16 protein-coding genes and 4 tRNA genes are annotated in these 15530 nt (G+C 57.5%); 5 read left to right on the top strand and 15 right to left on the bottom strand.

The annotated features are described in order from the left end of the window. Positions 1-188: 188 nt before the first annotated feature. The 7 genes from clpX to BMS17_RS22265 form a co-directional block, all read right to left on the bottom strand. Positions 189-1472: an ATP-dependent Clp protease ATP-binding subunit ClpX gene (gene clpX, locus BMS17_RS22295; RefSeq protein WP_046032565.1), complete on the bottom strand. Its 1284-nt coding sequence runs from the start codon at positions 1470-1472 to the stop codon at positions 189-191. Between the two features lie 112 nt (positions 1473-1584). After that, on the bottom strand, positions 1585-2220 hold the full coding sequence (gene clpP / locus BMS17_RS22290) for an ATP-dependent Clp endopeptidase proteolytic subunit ClpP (protein ID WP_015094302.1): 636 nt from the start codon (positions 2218-2220) through the stop codon (positions 1585-1587). Between the two features lie 93 nt (positions 2221-2313). Continuing rightward, entirely contained in the window at positions 2314-3624 is a 1311-nt protein-coding gene (tig, locus tag BMS17_RS22285; protein WP_046032566.1) for a trigger factor, read from the bottom strand. 402 nt (positions 3625-4026) lie between these two features. Next, positions 4027-4102: transfer RNA gene (locus tag BMS17_RS22280), tRNA-His, on the bottom strand. A 77-nt stretch (positions 4103-4179) separates the two neighbouring features. After that, a tRNA-Leu gene (locus BMS17_RS22275) sits at positions 4180-4264 on the bottom strand. A gap of 55 nt (positions 4265-4319) precedes the next feature. Further along, positions 4320-4395 (bottom strand) — tRNA-His (locus BMS17_RS22270). 32 nt (positions 4396-4427) lie between these two features. Continuing rightward, positions 4428-4504 (bottom strand) — tRNA-Arg (locus tag BMS17_RS22265). A 274-nt stretch (positions 4505-4778) separates the two neighbouring features. Here BMS17_RS22265 and folD point away from each other — a divergent pair. Further along, positions 4779-5633: a bifunctional methylenetetrahydrofolate dehydrogenase/methenyltetrahydrofolate cyclohydrolase FolD gene (gene folD, locus BMS17_RS22260; protein ID WP_046032567.1), complete on the top strand. Its 855-nt coding sequence runs from the start codon at positions 4779-4781 to the stop codon at positions 5631-5633. Between the two features lie 236 nt (positions 5634-5869). After that, positions 5870-6808, top strand: coding sequence for a D-alanyl-D-alanine endopeptidase (gene pbpG, locus BMS17_RS22255; RefSeq protein WP_077431771.1), 939 nt, complete (start codon positions 5870-5872; stop codon positions 6806-6808). Positions 6809-6864: 56 nt separating this feature from the next. Here pbpG and BMS17_RS22250 read toward each other — a convergent pair whose 3' ends face one another. From BMS17_RS22250 to BMS17_RS22240, 3 genes are all read right to left on the bottom strand, one after another. Then, entirely contained in the window at positions 6865-7080 is a 216-nt protein-coding gene (locus tag BMS17_RS22250; RefSeq protein ID WP_046032569.1) for a hypothetical protein, read from the bottom strand. 17 nt (positions 7081-7097) lie between these two features. Further along, entirely contained in the window at positions 7098-7304 is a 207-nt protein-coding gene (locus BMS17_RS22245) for a DUF6021 family protein (protein WP_027925384.1), read from the bottom strand. A gap of 94 nt (positions 7305-7398) precedes the next feature. Then, positions 7399-8070 carry a lipoprotein gene (locus tag BMS17_RS22240; protein WP_046032570.1) on the bottom strand — a complete coding sequence of 224 codons (672 nt, stop codon included), beginning with the start codon at positions 8068-8070 and terminating at the stop codon, positions 7399-7401. Positions 8071-8291: 221 nt separating this feature from the next. Between BMS17_RS22240 and BMS17_RS30415 the strand changes: the two genes are divergently transcribed. After that, positions 8292-8462: a hypothetical protein gene (locus tag BMS17_RS30415; protein ID WP_175648988.1), complete on the top strand. Its 171-nt coding sequence runs from the start codon at positions 8292-8294 to the stop codon at positions 8460-8462. 68 nt (positions 8463-8530) lie between these two features. Here BMS17_RS30415 and BMS17_RS22235 read toward each other — a convergent pair whose 3' ends face one another. Both BMS17_RS22235 and BMS17_RS22230 read right to left on the bottom strand, forming a co-directional pair. Beyond that, a complete protein-coding gene (locus BMS17_RS22235) occupies positions 8531-9280 on the bottom strand; it encodes a TerC family protein (RefSeq protein WP_077431770.1) in 750 nt (249 codons plus the stop codon). Positions 9281-9306: 26 nt separating this feature from the next. Further along, positions 9307-9543 (bottom strand): hypothetical protein, encoded by a 237-nt coding sequence (locus BMS17_RS22230; protein WP_046032572.1) that lies wholly within the window; start codon positions 9541-9543, stop codon positions 9307-9309. 135 nt (positions 9544-9678) lie between these two features. Here BMS17_RS22230 and nhaR point away from each other — a divergent pair, with 135 nt between their 5' ends. Continuing rightward, entirely contained in the window at positions 9679-10608 is a 930-nt protein-coding gene (gene nhaR, locus BMS17_RS22225) for a transcriptional activator NhaR (protein ID WP_046032573.1), read from the top strand. Here the strand turns inward: nhaR and BMS17_RS22220 are convergent. Next, complete coding sequence (locus BMS17_RS22220; protein ID WP_046032574.1) at positions 10583-11737, bottom strand: MFS transporter; 1155 nt, start codon at positions 11735-11737, stop codon at positions 10583-10585. The genes nhaR and BMS17_RS22220 overlap by 26 nt on opposite strands. A gap of 367 nt (positions 11738-12104) precedes the next feature. Here BMS17_RS22220 and sstT point away from each other — a divergent pair, with 367 nt between their 5' ends. Then, positions 12105-13337, top strand: a complete 1233-nt coding sequence (sstT, locus tag BMS17_RS22215) for a serine/threonine transporter SstT (protein ID WP_046032622.1) — start codon at positions 12105-12107, stop codon at positions 13335-13337. Positions 13338-13523: 186 nt separating this feature from the next. Here the strand turns inward: sstT and BMS17_RS22210 are convergent, their stop codons facing one another. Beyond that, a complete protein-coding gene (locus tag BMS17_RS22210) occupies positions 13524-14033 on the bottom strand; it encodes a DUF1993 family protein (RefSeq protein ID WP_046032575.1) in 510 nt (169 codons plus the stop codon). An 87-nt stretch (positions 14034-14120) separates the two neighbouring features. After that, positions 14121-15530 (bottom strand): glycosyltransferase family 39 protein, encoded by a 1410-nt coding sequence (locus BMS17_RS22205; RefSeq protein ID WP_046032576.1) that lies wholly within the window; start codon positions 15528-15530, stop codon positions 14121-14123.

The raw sequence follows: 15530 nt of genomic DNA, 5'->3' as shown, positions 1-15530 counted from the left end.
GAAACCAAGATGGGGGCTGCTCTGAAAAAAAACAAGCGGATAAAAGCAGTAAAAGATCGCAACCTTAGGAAGCTAAGGGAATGGATGGCTGTCAGGTCGCTTTCGCTGCGGTGCGGCGATCCGACAATCCAGCGCCCACAATAGCAAAGGGGCCCGAAGGCCCCTTCTTTGTTCCGGCTGCATGACGCTTAAGCGTCTGGCGCGGCCTTGGCAGCAGGCTCACTGTTTTCGTAGATATACAGTGGCTTGGACTTGCCTTCTATAACGCTTTCGTCGATCACTACTTTACTCACCTCGGACTGCGAGGGGATTTCATACATAGTGTCGAGCAATACACCTTCGAGAATCGAACGCAGTCCACGGGCACCGGTCTTGCGTTCCAGGGCACGTTTGGCGACTGATTTCAGTGCGTCAGTCCTGAACTCCAGGTCCACACCTTCCATCTCGAACAGCTTGGCATACTGCTTGGTCAGAGCATTTTTCGGCTCGGTGAGAATCTGCATCAGCGCAGCCTCATCAAGCTCGTCCAGCGTGGCAAGTACCGGCAGACGTCCGACGAATTCCGGGATCAGACCGAACTTGACCAGATCGTCAGGCTCGACTTCACGCAGGGACTCACCGACTTTCTTGCCTTCTTCCTTGCTGCGTACTTCTGCGTTGAAGCCGATGCCACCCTTGGTGGAACGGTTTTGAATAACCTTTTCCAGACCGGAGAACGCACCACCGCAGATGAACAGGATGTTACGGGTGTCAACCTGCAGGAACTCCTGCTGCGGATGCTTGCGGCCACCTTGCGGCGGAACGGAAGCGACCGTGCCTTCGATCAACTTGAGCAGGGCCTGCTGCACGCCCTCACCGGAAACGTCCCGGGTGATCGACGGGTTGTCAGACTTGCGCGAGATCTTGTCGATCTCATCAATGTAGACAATGCCCATCTGGGCTTTTTCTACGTCGTAATCGCACTTCTGCAGCAGCTTCTGAATGATGTTCTCGACATCTTCACCCACATAACCCGCCTCGGTGAGGGTGGTTGCGTCGGCGATGGTGAACGGAACGTTCAGCAAGCGGGCCAGTGTTTCGGCAAGCAGGGTTTTACCCGAGCCTGTCGGGCCGATCAGCAAGATGTTGCTCTTGCCAAGCTCGACGTCGTCATTCTTTTTGTCACGCTGGTTCAGGCGCTTGTAGTGGTTGTACACCGCTACGGCCAGAACCTTTTTCGCACGCTCCTGACCAATCACGTACTGATCAAGGATGCCGCTGATTTCTTTAGGCGAAGGCAATTTATGCGCGCTGCTTTCGGCCTGGGCTTCCTGCACCTCCTCACGGATGATGTCATTGCACAGGTCGACGCACTCGTCGCAGATAAAGACCGAGGGGCCGGCAATCAATTTGCGTACTTCATGCTGGCTTTTGCCACAGAAGGAGCAATAGAGCAGCTTGCCGTTGTCCTCGCCGTTGCGGGTGTCAGTCATTCGTTCGATCCAAATCCGATAGGCTTGCAACACAAGATGAAGGCTATTGCGGGCTTTTTCAAGCCCGCTGGTGATCGGACGAGCCGACCAACCCTATTTTGAGTTGCTTATATTAAGCGGGGCGCTGGCTGATCACTTCATCGATCAACCCGTACTCACGTGCAGCGTCTGCACTCATGAAATTATCGCGGTTGGTATCGCGCTCGATTTCCTCAAGCGTGCGCCCGCTGTGCTTGGCCATCAGCGTGTTGAGACGCTCACGAATGAAGAGGATTTCCTTGGCATGGATTTCGATATCCGAAGCCTGGCCCTGGAAACCGCCCAGTGGCTGGTGAATCATCACACGCGAGTTCGGCAGGCAGTAACGCTTGCCCTGGGCACCGGCGGTCAACAGGAACGCGCCCATGCTGCACGCCTGACCGATACAGGTGGTCGACACGTTTGGCTTGATGAACTGCATGGTGTCGTAGATCGACATGCCAGCCGTCACCGAACCGCCCGGGGAGTTGATATAGAGATGGATGTCCTTGTCCGGGTTTTCCGCTTCAAGGAACAGCAATTGCGCACAGATCAGGTTGGCCATGTAGTCCTCTACCGGGCCAACCAGAAAGATCACTCGCTCCTTGAGGAGGCGCGAGTAGATGTCGTAGGCGCGCTCGCCACGAGCGGACTGCTCGACAACCATCGGGACCAGGCCGCCTGCGGCCTGGATATCAGAGTTCTGCTGAATATACGAATTACGGAACATGCTCTGCAGTCACTCCCAAATAGTTATGTCTTGAATACGCATAAGCCAGCACGAAGGCTGGCTTATGGTGTGTACTTCTTATCGCAAAAACGATCAGTCGGCTTGTGGAGCTTCTACCGGCTTGACTGCTTCTTCGTAAGAGACCGATTTGTCGGTCACGCTAGCCTTCTGCAGAACAGTATCCACAACTTGTTCTTCCAGCACAACCGAACGGACTTCGTTCAGTTGCTGCTCGTTCTTGTAGTACCAGGACACGACTTGCTCAGGCTCTTGGTAGGCCGAAGCCATTTCCTGAATCATCTCGCGAACGCGGGCTTCGTCAGGCTTGAGGTCGAATTGCTTGACCACTTCAGCAACGATCAGGCCCAGTACTACGCGGCGCTTGGCTTGTTCTTCGAACAGCTCGGCCGGCAGTTGGTCTGGCTTGATGTTGCCGCCGAACTGCTGAACAGCCTGCACGCGCAGACGGTCAACTTCGTTGGACAGCAGAGCCTTAGGCACTTCGATCGGGTTGGTGGCCAGCAGACCGTCCATTACCTGATTCTTGACCTTGGATTTAATCGCCTGGCGCAGTTCGCGCTCCATGTTCTTGCGAACTTCGGTGCGGAAGCCTTCCAGACCGGTTTCCTTGATGCCGAATTGAGCGAAGAATTCTTCGGTCAGCTCTGGCAGTTTTGGCTCGGAAACGGTGTTGACAGTCACGGCGAACTCGGCGGTTTTGCCAGCCAGGTCCAGGTTCTGGTAGTCCTCAGGGAAGGTCAGGTTCAGAACACGCTCTTCGCCGGCTTTAGCGCCAACCAGACCGTCTTCGAAACCAGGGATCATACGACCCGAACCCAGCACCAGCTGAGTGCCCTTGGCGGAACCGCCAGCGAACGCTTCACCGTCAACTTTGCCGACGAAATCGATGTTCAGTTGGTCTTCGTTCTGGGCAGCGCGATCGGCCACTTCGAAACGGGTGTTCTGCTTGCGCAGGATTTCCAGCATTTTGTCCAGATCGGCATCAGCCACGTCAGCGCTCAGGCGCTCTACGGTGATACCTTCGAAACCGGCAACAGTGAACTCAGGGAACACTTCGAATACAGCAACGTATTCCAGGTCCTTGCCCGCTTCCAGGGACTTAGGCTCGATCGAAGGTTGACCAGCCGGGTTCAGCTTCTGCTCAACCACAGCTTCGTAGAAGGAAGACTGGATCACATCGCCTACAGCTTCCTGGCGAGCGTCAGCACCGAAACGGCGCTTGATTTCGCTCATTGGCACTTTGCCTGGACGGAAGCCAGCAATCTTGGCCTTTTGGGCAGTCTGCTGCAGACGCTTGTTGACCTGGCTCTCAATGCGCTCAGCCGGCACGGTGACGCTCATGCGGCGCTCAAGAGCAGTAGTATTTTCAACAGAAACTTGCATGGATATTCCTCGTTGCACAGACGTTAGCCGGCCGTTTCCGACCCCAGAATCAAGGGCATGCATTCTAGTGGGTCAAACTCAAGAAGTCACCCTACTGAAAACGGGTAAAAACGCAGCAGGCAATTTATAGGTGCGAATGCACGAATGCACCTCGCCCCGATGGCAAATACAGCCAATTACGCCAGGGCTCTGCGCCAACCCTTCTATATATAGAAGAGGCTGCCAATCATCTCCCTGACAGCCGATCTTGCAAGCAAGGTCGGCGGGCAGCGCGGCATCATCGAGAAACAAAAATACGACGAAACGCCCCACCCCTGCGACCCAGAACCTGCAGCCGCCAAATACTCGAACCACTGAAACAAAAAAGGCGCCAGACTGTTAAATCTGGCGCCTTTCGAAATATGGGGTGGACGATGGGGATCGAACCCACGACAACGGGAGTCACAATCCCGTGCTCTACCAACTGAGCTACGCCCACCATATTGCCTGTCAAAGAAGCCAAACAACCTCTTTGTAAACCCCAACCACGCCAATCGGCATGAATGAAGCTTTATTTGGTGCGGATGAAGAGACTCGAACTCTTACGCCTCGCGGCGCTGGAACCTAAATCCAGTGTGTCTACCAATTCCACCACATCCGCATTGAAGCCTTTAAAGCAAAGGCGCCAGACTGTTAATCTGGCGCCTTTCGAAATATGGGGTGGACGATGGGGATCGAACCCACGACAACGGGAGTCACAATCCCGTGCTCTACCAACTGAGCTACGCCCACCATATTGCGCTACTTGTGCCAAAGCTGCCTAATGGCGCACCCGGCAGGACTCGAACCTGCGACCATCCGCTTAGAAGGCGGATGCTCTATCCAGCTGAGCTACGGGCGCCTTGTTAGCTGTAACCTTGGAGGACTACAAACTAAGTGCTTTCCAGTCTTGCGGAATCGTAATTCCGTTCGACCTTCCCAACCAGTGCTAGGCTGTGCCCGACAAGTGCGACGAATAGTATAGAGCCCCCCGGAGGTCGTCAAATCCTTTTTAAAAAAAATTCATTTAATTAAAGGAGTTAGGGGAATTTGCAGACCAAGCGCCTTTGCCCTCACCTCATGACATGCGAGAATGCGTTCTCTTTTTTTCCCCTCTCGATGGTTAATCACGCGCAATGACTGCACAACTAATCGACGGCAAATCGATCGCCGCCAGCCTGCGCCAGCAGATCGCCAAACGCGTTACCGAACGTCGCCAGCAAGGTCTGCGCACGCCGGGGCTCGCGGTGATCCTGGTCGGCAGCGATCCCGCCTCTCAGGTTTATGTCTCGCACAAGCGTAAAGACTGTGAAGAGGTCGGCTTTATCTCCCAAGCCTATGACCTGCCTTCCGAAACCACTCAAGAAGCACTGACCGATCTGATCGATCGTCTGAACGACGACCCGGCAATCGACGGCGTTCTGCTTCAGCTTCCTTTACCGGAACACCTGGACGCCTCCAAATTGCTGGAGCGCATTCGTCCGGACAAAGACGTCGACGGCTTCCACCCTTATAACGTCGGTCGCCTGGCCCAACGTATTCCGCTGCTGCGCCCCTGCACCCCTAAAGGCATCATGACCTTGCTGGAAAGCACCGGTGCCGATCTCTACGGGATGGATGCCGTGATTGTCGGCGCGTCCAACATTGTTGGCCGCCCGATGGCGATGGAGTTGCTGCTGGCCGGTTGCACCGTGACCGTTACCCACCGCTTCACCAAGGATCTGGCTGGCCATGTCGGCCGCGCTGACCTGGTGGTGGTTGCCGCTGGCAAGCCAGGCCTGGTCAAGGGTGAATGGATCAAGGAAGGCGCGATCGTGATCGATGTCGGCATCAATCGCCAGGAAGACGGCAAACTGGTCGGCGACGTAATCTACGAAACCGCCCTGCCCCGTGCTGGCTGGATTACACCCGTACCGGGCGGTGTTGGCCCGATGACCCGTGCCTGCCTGCTGGAAAACACGCTGTACGCGGCCGAAACCCTGCACAGCTAAGTGACAAAGCAGACGTAAATGGCCAATCAAGAACCCCGCTACTGGCGGGGTTTTTTTTGCCTGCAGAAAAAGCCCGACCACCCGCCGGAAAATGACATATTTTTCATGTTTCCAAACACTTTCATCTCTTACTGGAACAACCATCGACAGTTATTCAGCCATACTCCAGAATGTCGCGCTTTTTACGAAATAGCCCGTTACAAAACGGCTTATCAACACATAATGAGTCTGCCAGCGTGAAAATCCGTCTTTCGATCCTGAGCCTATTTTTTGCAGTTACAGGAACTTTCATCACGCCAATCACCAACGCTGGCGATACGACCGCCGCGCCTCGAGATGCAACACATCTCAAACTCGCGTCGGGCAGTTCATTAGTCATGGATATGCAGACCAACAAAATCATCTACGCCAGCAACCCCGACGTAGTGGTCCCTATCGCTTCCGTGAGCAAGTTGATGACCGGCCTGGTCGTGGTTGAAGCGCGCCAGAACATGGACGAAATCATCAACATCAACATCAGTGACACGCCAGAGATGAAAGGGGTGTTTTCCCGAGTCAAGCTCAACAGTGAGATGCCACGCCGGGAAATGCTGCTGATTGCGCTGATGTCTTCGGAAAACCGCGCGGCGGCAAGCCTGGCCCACCACTACCCGGGTGGCTATGCGGCATTCATTGCCGCCATGAACGCCAAGGCCAAGGCACTGGGCATGACTAACACCCACTTCGTCGAACCGACCGGTCTCTCCCCGCACAACGTGTCCACCGCTCGCGACTTGAGCAAACTGCTGGTCGCAGCGCACAAGCAACCGCTATTGACCGAACTGAGTACCACCAAAGAAAAAATCGTGTCGTTCCGCAAGCCCAACTACAGCCTGCAGTTCCGCAATACCGACCACTTGGTGCGCAAAGACGATTGGGATATCCAGCTGACGAAAACCGGCTTCACCAACCAGGCGGGACACTGCCTGGTGCTGGTCACCAGCATGGGTAACCGCCAGGTCGCCCTGGTCATCCTGGATGCCTATGGCAAGTACACTCACTTTGCCGACGCCACCCGTATTCGCAATTGGGTCGAAACCGGCAAAGGCGCAGACGTGCCGTCGGTGGCCTTGCAGTACAAGTCTGACAAGAACCTCAAGCAACGTCAGAGCGGTGTGATTGAAGCCTCAAAGTAAACCAGCGCTCCGAAAGACAAAGCCCCGAATAATCGGGGCTTTTTTTCGCCTGAGGGTTAATCGTTGGGCAGCGGCATCTGATCGTCGTCAGGAATACCGTCCCCCTTGCTCGGGTCTCTCCAGCCCTCAGGGTGCGCTTTTGGCGACACCGGCCGTGCCAAAGGATCGCGCAGCGGGCTGTTCGGATCCATCACAGGGTCCGTCGCGGTCCCTTCGGGGTTTGTAGGAACGCTGTCCGGACGCTTGTCGTCGAAACTCGAATCGGTAGACATAGGCACCTCATCAGGGCTCAGGGTTTCAGATCAGCCAAGGGGTCGTAAGGCTTCGCTGGCGCCTTGGGATTGTCACCTGGCTTCACGTCCCTGGGTGCCTTGGCCGGACCGATGGGATCGACCTGGGGATCGGCGAGGTCTGGCGAATCGGGATCGAAACCCAGCTCATCGCCCGAAGAATGCTCAGACGAATGCGGGCCGACAGGGGTAGTGGAATGTGCCATGGGCGCCTCCTTGGTACGGCCCGGACAAATCCGGGCCCTGTCCTTTAGAGAGCCGCTGTGCACGGCAGTGCCCTGCAGAATGACGAACGGAGACCTACTGCGCCGTCAGGGCCTTTTTTGCCCGCGCTGCTGCTTGCTCCTGACCGGCCTGCCCCAGCTCATTGGCCGCCTTGAGCCAACGCTGCTGATCGACGTTGGCCGGAATCTGATCCGGCTTCAGGATCAGCACGGCCCAGCCGCCAGCGTCCTTGAATGACGATTCAAACGAACTGAAACTCATCAAGTCCCGACGATTCATCCCCGCGCGCAGCAACACGGTCTGCTTCTTACTGTTGTATCCAGCGAGAATGGCGTAGCGCGGCTCAGCCCAGAGCGCCGTACCTTCGGTGAAACGCACCATCACCGGATAGCCGGCGGCGACCTGAGTCAGCAGCGCGGGCAAAGTGTTGTCGAGGGGGTAAACCACCATCCCGTATTCGCGGGCCAGGTTCTGCATGTTTTGCTGCAACTTGTCTTCGGCGCCCGGCAAATGCAGGGGCTTTTCGAGCAAGCCAGGGGTAATGACTATGCCCTGTTGCGCCAACAGGCTGGCCAGCACTTGCGGTCCACTTTGAAAGGCTTGCCCGCGGTAGAACGTACCACTGAGCTCCACCCGCTCCGGCAGACGCTTGATCTCAGGTGCGACGCTCCCGGCGCACCCCGCCAATCCGGCAACGCAGCCAACGATCAGTGCTGCCGTTCGAATTCGAGAAAATACCCGCTCCATGTTCACTCTCTGTTCAGGCGCCAGGCACCACACTCCCGGCTTGGCCGTCGATCATAGGACGACGCGCGGTGCCGGTATAGCTTTAACCGGCAGTTGCGCGCATTCGATAGAGCGAACTCGTTAGTGACAGGCGACCTTTGGTCAATTGTCTGACACACAGCACCGACTAGACTGACAGTTGCAAAGCGTGTGTGCCCGATGCAGGGCAAAGAGGAGGCACGATGAGCCTTGTTATGACGATCGTGATGTTGATTTCCGGCTGGCTGGCCGTTGCTGCCGCCATGTTGTGGGGTGTCCTGCGCATTACCCGACGGCATCATCACCACCCGGTGCAATCAGCGCCTGTGGCCAAAAGCGAAAAACCAGCTGAGCATCACGCCACCGTGCACTGATCGGCCTATTTCAGCCTTCAAAAAAAAGGCCGCCTGAACACTCAGGCGGCCTTTTCGTTTATTGCCGATTAAGCTTCAGTCGCTACGCGCTTCTGCCTGGCCCGGCGGGACATCATGTTCAAGCATTCAATCGTGGCCGAGAACGCCATGGCCGCATAGACGTAGCCTTTCGGTACGTGGGCGCCGAAGCCTTCGGCGATCAGCGTCATGCCGATCATGATCAGGAAGCCCAGCGCCAGCATCACCACCGTCGGGTTGTCGTTGATGAACTTGGCCAATGGATCAGCCGCCAGCAACATCACCAGGACCGACACCACCACCGCAATGATCATGATCGGCAAATGCTCGGTCATGCCGACAGCGGTAATGATGCTGTCGATGGAAAACACCATGTCCAGCATCAGGATCTGACCGATCGCAGCCGCAAAGCCCAGGGTCACAGTGGACGTCGCCGATTTTGGATCTTCCGGCGCCGGGTCCATGCTGTGATGGATCTCGGTGGTCGCCTTCCACAACAGGAACAGGCCGCCGGCAATCAGGATCATGTCCTTCCAGGAGAACGCATGGCCGAGAACTTCGATCACAGGCGCCGTCAACTGGACGATGAACGCAATGGTGCTCAGCAGTGCCAGGCGCAGGATCAACGCCATGCCGATACCAATACGGCGGGCTTTCTGTCGGTGCTGCTCAGGCAGCTTATTGGTCAGGATCGAGATGAAGATCAGGTTATCGATGCCGAGCACGATTTCCATCACCACCAAAGTAGCCAGGGCGACCCAGGCGGTAGGGCTTGCAGCAAGTTCTAAAAGGTATTCCATGGGTCAGTCCTGACTCGTATTAGACGTTAGATTTCCTGGGATTGGGCTTTGTCTTTCTCTTCACCCGATGACTCTTTTTTGCTGATAACACCGTTAGTGGCGTCGCTGAGCGCTTGTTCGGCGGCTTTGTGGGTCTCGTCAATTGCCTGTTTGGCGCTTTCGGCAGCCTTGCCCATCAGTTGCTGAGCACTTTTTTCCGCCTGGTCGCAACCGGCCAACAGCAGTAAAGACGCGAACAGCACAGCCGTGGTTTTAAGCTTCATGATGTTTCCCTCATTAGAACAAACGGCACCAAAACGATGGCCCGTTGATAGCGACGCATTCTAGGGAGACAAACACTTCAGGAAAATTCGTATTTTTAGCGGTTATACTTCGATTTTTACGAACTGTAGACCGCGATGCTCAACTATCGGCAATTGCATTACTTCTGGGTGGTAGCCAAGACCGGCAGCATCGTGCGCGCCTGCGAGCAGCTCAACCTGACACCACAGACCATCAGCGGGCAGATTTCCCTGCTCGAACAAACCTACGGCATCGAGTTGTTTCGACGGGTCGGCCGACAGCTTGAACTCACCGAGGCGGGCCGTCAGGCCCTGCCCTACGCCGAGCAGATGTTTCAGTTGGGCGGTGAACTGGAGTTGATGCTGCGCGCACAGCCCAACGAGCAGCAGATTCAATTTCGTGTGGGGGTCGCGGACGTCGTGCCCAAGTCGATCGTCTATCGGCTGATCGCGCCGACCATGGAGCTGAGCGAGCCGCTGCGCATCACCTGCCGCGAGGACAAGCTCGAGCGGTTGCTCGCCGACCTGGCAATCCAGCGCCTGGACATGGTGATTTCCGACAGCCCGATGCCCTCGCATCTGGACATCAAGGGCTATAGCCAGAAACTCGGGGAATGCGGGATCAGCTTCTTTGCCACGGCGGAACTGGCCGCGCAGCACGGTCAGGATTTCCCCCGCGGCCTGCACGGCGCGCCACTGTTGATTCCGGGGCCGGAAACCGTGGTGCGCAACCGCTTGCAGCGCTGGTTCGCCGAGCAGCAAATCCAGCCGCGCATTGTCGGCGAGTTCGACGACAGTGCGCTGATGCAGGCTTTCGGTCAGTCCGGCAGCGGGATCTTCATCGGCCCGAGCGTGATTGCCGATGAAGTGAAACGCCAATGTGGCGTGGAGTTGATTGGCCAGACCGACGCCGTGACCGAGTCGTTCTACGCCATTTCAGTGGAGCGCAAGGTCAAGCACCCCGGCATCGTGGCGATTACCGAAGGCGCCCGACGCCAGTTGTTTACCGACCTTTCAACCGTCAGGCGTAAATCTCACGAGGCTTGAAGGTCATCAGCGCAATGGCCAGCAGAATCGAAGCAAGGATAAAACCGGCCGCCGCAAAACCAAGGCCTTGCAACCCGACACTGTCGATAACCCGGCCGCCAACGATGGCGCCCAGGCCGATGCCGAGGTTGGCCCCGGCAATGTTCAGCGACGCGGCGAACGCCGGGGCCTCGGGTGCCGCCTTCATCAGGCGCACGTGGCTGACCAGGAACAGCGCCGCCTGAGTCACGCCCCAGATACCCATCGCCGCCGCCAGACCGAGGGGCGAATGGATATTTGGCACCAGCGTTACCAGGCCGGAAATCATGAAGGCACAGAACATCATCGAAGCAATAAGCGGATGGCGGTCCACCGCGCGACCGCCCAGCGAGTTACCGATCAGTCCGACCGCGCCAAAGCCCATCAGGCACCAGCCGACCACCGTGCCGTTGAAACCGGCCAGGCGCTCAAGAATGTCCGCCAGGTAGGTGTACGCGGTAAACATCCCGCTGAAGACCACAATCGACAGCAGCACGTGGCCGAGCATCAGCGGGCTGCGCAGGATTTTGAATTGCGAACGGAAACTCACCTGATGCTGATGCAGATCGGTTTTGGGCAGGTAAATGAACAGCAGCAAGGCTTTGGCAAAGGCAATGACAGCGAGAATACCGAAGGCACTGCGCCAGCCGAATGCATCGGAAATCAGCGTGCCCACCGGAATGCCGAACACCGTGGCGCAGACAATCCCGAAACCGATCTTGGCGATGGCCCGCCCGGCGTAATCGGGGCCGACGATGTCCACCGCCGTCTCGCTGGCCAGGGCCCAGAACACCGGCAACCCGAGCGCAGGAATCAACCGGGCAAATGCCATCACCCAGATATTGGGCGCAAAGGCCGCGAGGGTATTGGCCAGACCGAACATGATCAGCACGCTGATGAACAGTTTACGGCGCTCAAACCTGGCGAAGTATGCAGTCAGGAACGGCCCGAAGGCAGCGACGGTGAAGGCAAACAACGTCACCAGCAAACCCGCTTGCGGGATCGAGACGTCCAGGTCCCGGGCAATGGCCGGCAACAGGCCAACGATGACGAATTCCGTGGTCAGCACCGTAAAACCGGCGGCGGACAACAGAAGAATGGGCAACAGCATGCAGAGCTCCAGAAAACGACGACACCAGCGATAGCCCGAAGGCCCACTGGCAACTTGAAAGTGAGGATGGCGAATCTTAACAGAGTGATTCAAAACAGGGTTGCACGAACCTGCCTATCTCGTTGAACGCCATAGCGTCAGTTGCTCACAGGTCTGAAAGAACGGTCCTGCGCTGTGATAAAGTCCGCGCCCTGCAAAATGTACACCCTGTGGTTAATGCCGATCAGTTAAACCAAAACGCAATTTTTGTGTGATGGCTGACTGATCGGCACTACACCCCTTTCCGGTTTCCCGCCTGTGGCCTGCCCCCGTTTATTGCCGCAAACCTGCGAAACCTTGCACTTATAAAAAATCAGAGATGCTGTTTATGACTGCTTCATCCCCTTCTCTATTGCAACGCCTGAAACGCACCAGCCTGGTGACGCAAATCGTTATCGGCCTGCTCGCCGGTATTGCCTTGGCCCTGTTCGCGCCTGAAGTGGCGAAGTCCACGGCGTTTATTGGCAAAGTCTTCGTCAGCGCATTGAAAGCAGTCGCGCCGATTTTGGTGTTCGTGTTGGTCATGGCCTCGATTGCCAACCATAAACACGGTCAGGAAACACATATCCGGCCGATTCTGTTCCTGTACCTGCTGGGGACTTTCGCTGCCGCGGTGGTCGCCGTCGTGGCCAGCATGATGTTCCCGTCGAGTCTGGTGCTGTCCACCCAGGACGTCGCAGTGACGGCACCGGGCGGTATTGGCGAAGTCCTGCAAAGCCTGCTGCTGAGCGTGGTTGATAACCCGATCAGCGCACTGATGAACGCCAACTTCATCGGCATCCTGGCGTGGGCGATCGGCATGGGCATCGCCATTCGCCACGCCGGCGACACCACCCGCGAAGTACTGGGTGACTTGTCCAATGGCGTGACCGTGATCGTGCGCGTGGTGATTCGCTTCGCCCCGCTGGGGATCTTCGGCCTGGTGTCCTCGACCCTGGCCACCTCCGGTTTTGGTGCCTTGATCGGCTACGCACACCTGCTGGCCGTGCTGCTGGGCTGCATGCTGTTCGTGGCGCTGGTGATGAACCCGCTGATCGTGTTCTGGAAGGTGCGTCGCAACCCTTATCCGCTGGTGCTGACCTGCCTGCGTGAGAGCGGCATTACCGCGTTCTTCACGCGCAGTTCGGCGGCGAACATTCCGGTCAATCTGGAGCTGAGCAATCGCCTGGGCCTGCACGAAGACACCTACTCGGTATCGATCCCGCTGGGCGCGACCATCAACATGGCCGGCGCGGCGATCACCATCACTGTGCTGACCTTGGCAGCCGTGCACACCTTGGGCATCGCCGTGGACATTCCGACGGCCATTCTGCTGAGCGTCGTCGCAGCGATCTGTGCCTGTGGCGCTTCGGGCGTGGCCGGCGGTTCGCTGTTGCTGATTCCGCTGGCGTGCAGCCTGTTCGGCATTCCTAGCGAAATCGCCATGCAGGTGGTGGCGGTCGGTTTCATCATTGGTGTATTGCAGGATTCGGCGGAGACCGCGCTGAACTCCTCCACGGACGTGCTGTTTACCGCCGCGGCGTGCCTGGGCGAAGAACAGAAAGCCGAACGTTTGGCCTGACACAAACCCTTGTAGGAGCGAGCCTGCTCGCGATAGCGTTCAATCATTCAACATAGATGTCGCCTGATACTCCACCATCGCGAGCAGGCTCACTCCTACAGGAACCGTGGTGTAGCTGATAAATGCGTACACATGAAAAAGCCCCCGCAGCTTAAGGCTCCGGGGGCTTTTTTGTACCTGGACGGTTTAGAACGCGCCCATGAAATCGCGCTTGCCCACTTCCACACCGTTGTGACGCAGCAATGCGTAAGTGGTGGTGACGTGGAAGAAGAACTGCGGCAGGCCGTAGGTCAGCAGGTAAGCCTGGCCACTGAAGCGCTTCTCTTTAGGGGTACCCGGACGGGTAACGATCTCGATGCCTTCCTTGCCGTTGATCTGCTCCGGCTTGATCTCGCCGATGAAGGCCAGAACCTTGGCGATCAGTGCTTGCAGCTCAGCGAAGGTGGTTTCGGTGTCGTCGTACTTCGGCAGCTCGATTTCGGCCAGGCGCGAGGAAACGCCTTTGGCGAAATCAACGGCGATCTGTACCTGACGCACCAGCGGGAACATGTCCGGGTACAGACGTGCCTGCAGGAATGCGTTCGGGTCAATGTTCTTGGCAGTGGCGTGGGCTTCGGCCTTGTTCAGCACATCGCTCAGGGCATTGAGCATTTGCTTGAAAACAGGAACAGAAGCGTCGTACAGGGCGATGGTCATGGCAGGTCTCGTGTGGTGACAGGAGGGAAACGTCGGCCGATTATAGCCATGCGCAGCCCTCCTCCGACCGCTCTTTTTAAGCGGCGATCAACGGCACTCGCCACCCAAACGCACAAGGACCGCGCCCCGTTCCGGTTTCAGATAAGGTTTGACCGCGCCAACGGCGCACGACACCAGGTTCTGTAGCTCTGGCTGGAGCGGCTCCTGCATGAACAACAACCCCGCGGGCCGGGACTCTCCCTGCAACTGCTCCACCGTCAACGCTGCAACCGGCCGGCCCAGGTAATAGACCAGACGGATATCCGGCTCGCCGAGGGTGTAGGCTTTTTGGCCCGGTTGCCCTGCGGCCAATGTCGCGACCTGTTCCAGGCCAGCGACCCGGTGAGCCAGTACCCGCGCTTCAACGAACATGTAGAACACAACGAACCCGGCCAGCATCACGTAGGGCACAACCGCCAGGACCGTGCGCCAGCGCCCCTTCAGATCATCGAGCACTGCCGCCCAGTGCATGGCCAGCAGCAACGCCATGGACGGGTAAACCGGCAACAGGTACTTGCCGTGCTTTTCGGTGAACATCGAGAAAACCAGCAGCGGCAGCAGCGTGCAACACAGCAGCATGGCCGCTTCACGGCGCGATCGGATCATTGCCCAGAACTTGCGCGGCTGCACAAACACAATCAGCCAGAATGGAAAGAAATCACCGGCCAGGTACAGTAGATACGCGTACCAGGCCTCGGCGCCCTGCCCGTCAATCTTCTTCACGATGTCTTCGCTGATGATCGACGCCCAGATGCCCCAGCCCTGACTTACCGACACCGCCACGTACCAGGAACTGCCCAGCACCACGGCAATCAACCAGCCCCAACCGTCACACAGGTAAGCCTTGGCCCGCGCATCGCGGTAGATCAAGGCGTACGTCAGAATCGGCGCCGTCACCCACAACAGGCACACCGGGCCTTTCGTCAGCAGTGCACAGCCAAGCAGGACGTAGCTGAGGCGGCGCCAGACATCCCGGCCCTGCAGGAAGATGAACTGCCACGCTGCCAGCAATGCGCCAAAGCACAGCAGGGTCAGCAGCATTTCGATTTCAGAGCGGCGGGCGAACAGACTGAAAGCACCGTTGGCGGCCAGAAACACCACGGCGAACAAACCGACCTGGCGCCCGGCCTGCCTGACGCCGTACCAATACGTGCCGAGGCAGCACAACATCGCGGCCAGCGCCGACGGCAGGCGCACACTCCACTCGGACAAACTGCCCAGCACGGCCGTCGACACCAGGCCCGCCCAATAGAAAAACGGCGGTTTGGACAGGTACAAATCGCCGTTCATGTACGGCAGCAACCAGCTCCCGGCTTCGCGCATTTCCCGCACGGTGACAGCGCGACGAGCCTCGTTGACACTGAGGAACGGCACGCTACCCAATCCCCAGAAAAACAGCAGCGCAATGGCGATCGTCGCAAGTAACGTGATATTCCGGGTCGATAACGATCCGCGCAT

The organism is Pseudomonas sp. C9 (assembly GCF_002000165.1).
Lineage (GTDB): Bacteria > Pseudomonadota > Gammaproteobacteria > Pseudomonadales > Pseudomonadaceae > Aquipseudomonas.
This window is presented reverse-complemented; position numbering and strand designations above follow the sequence as displayed.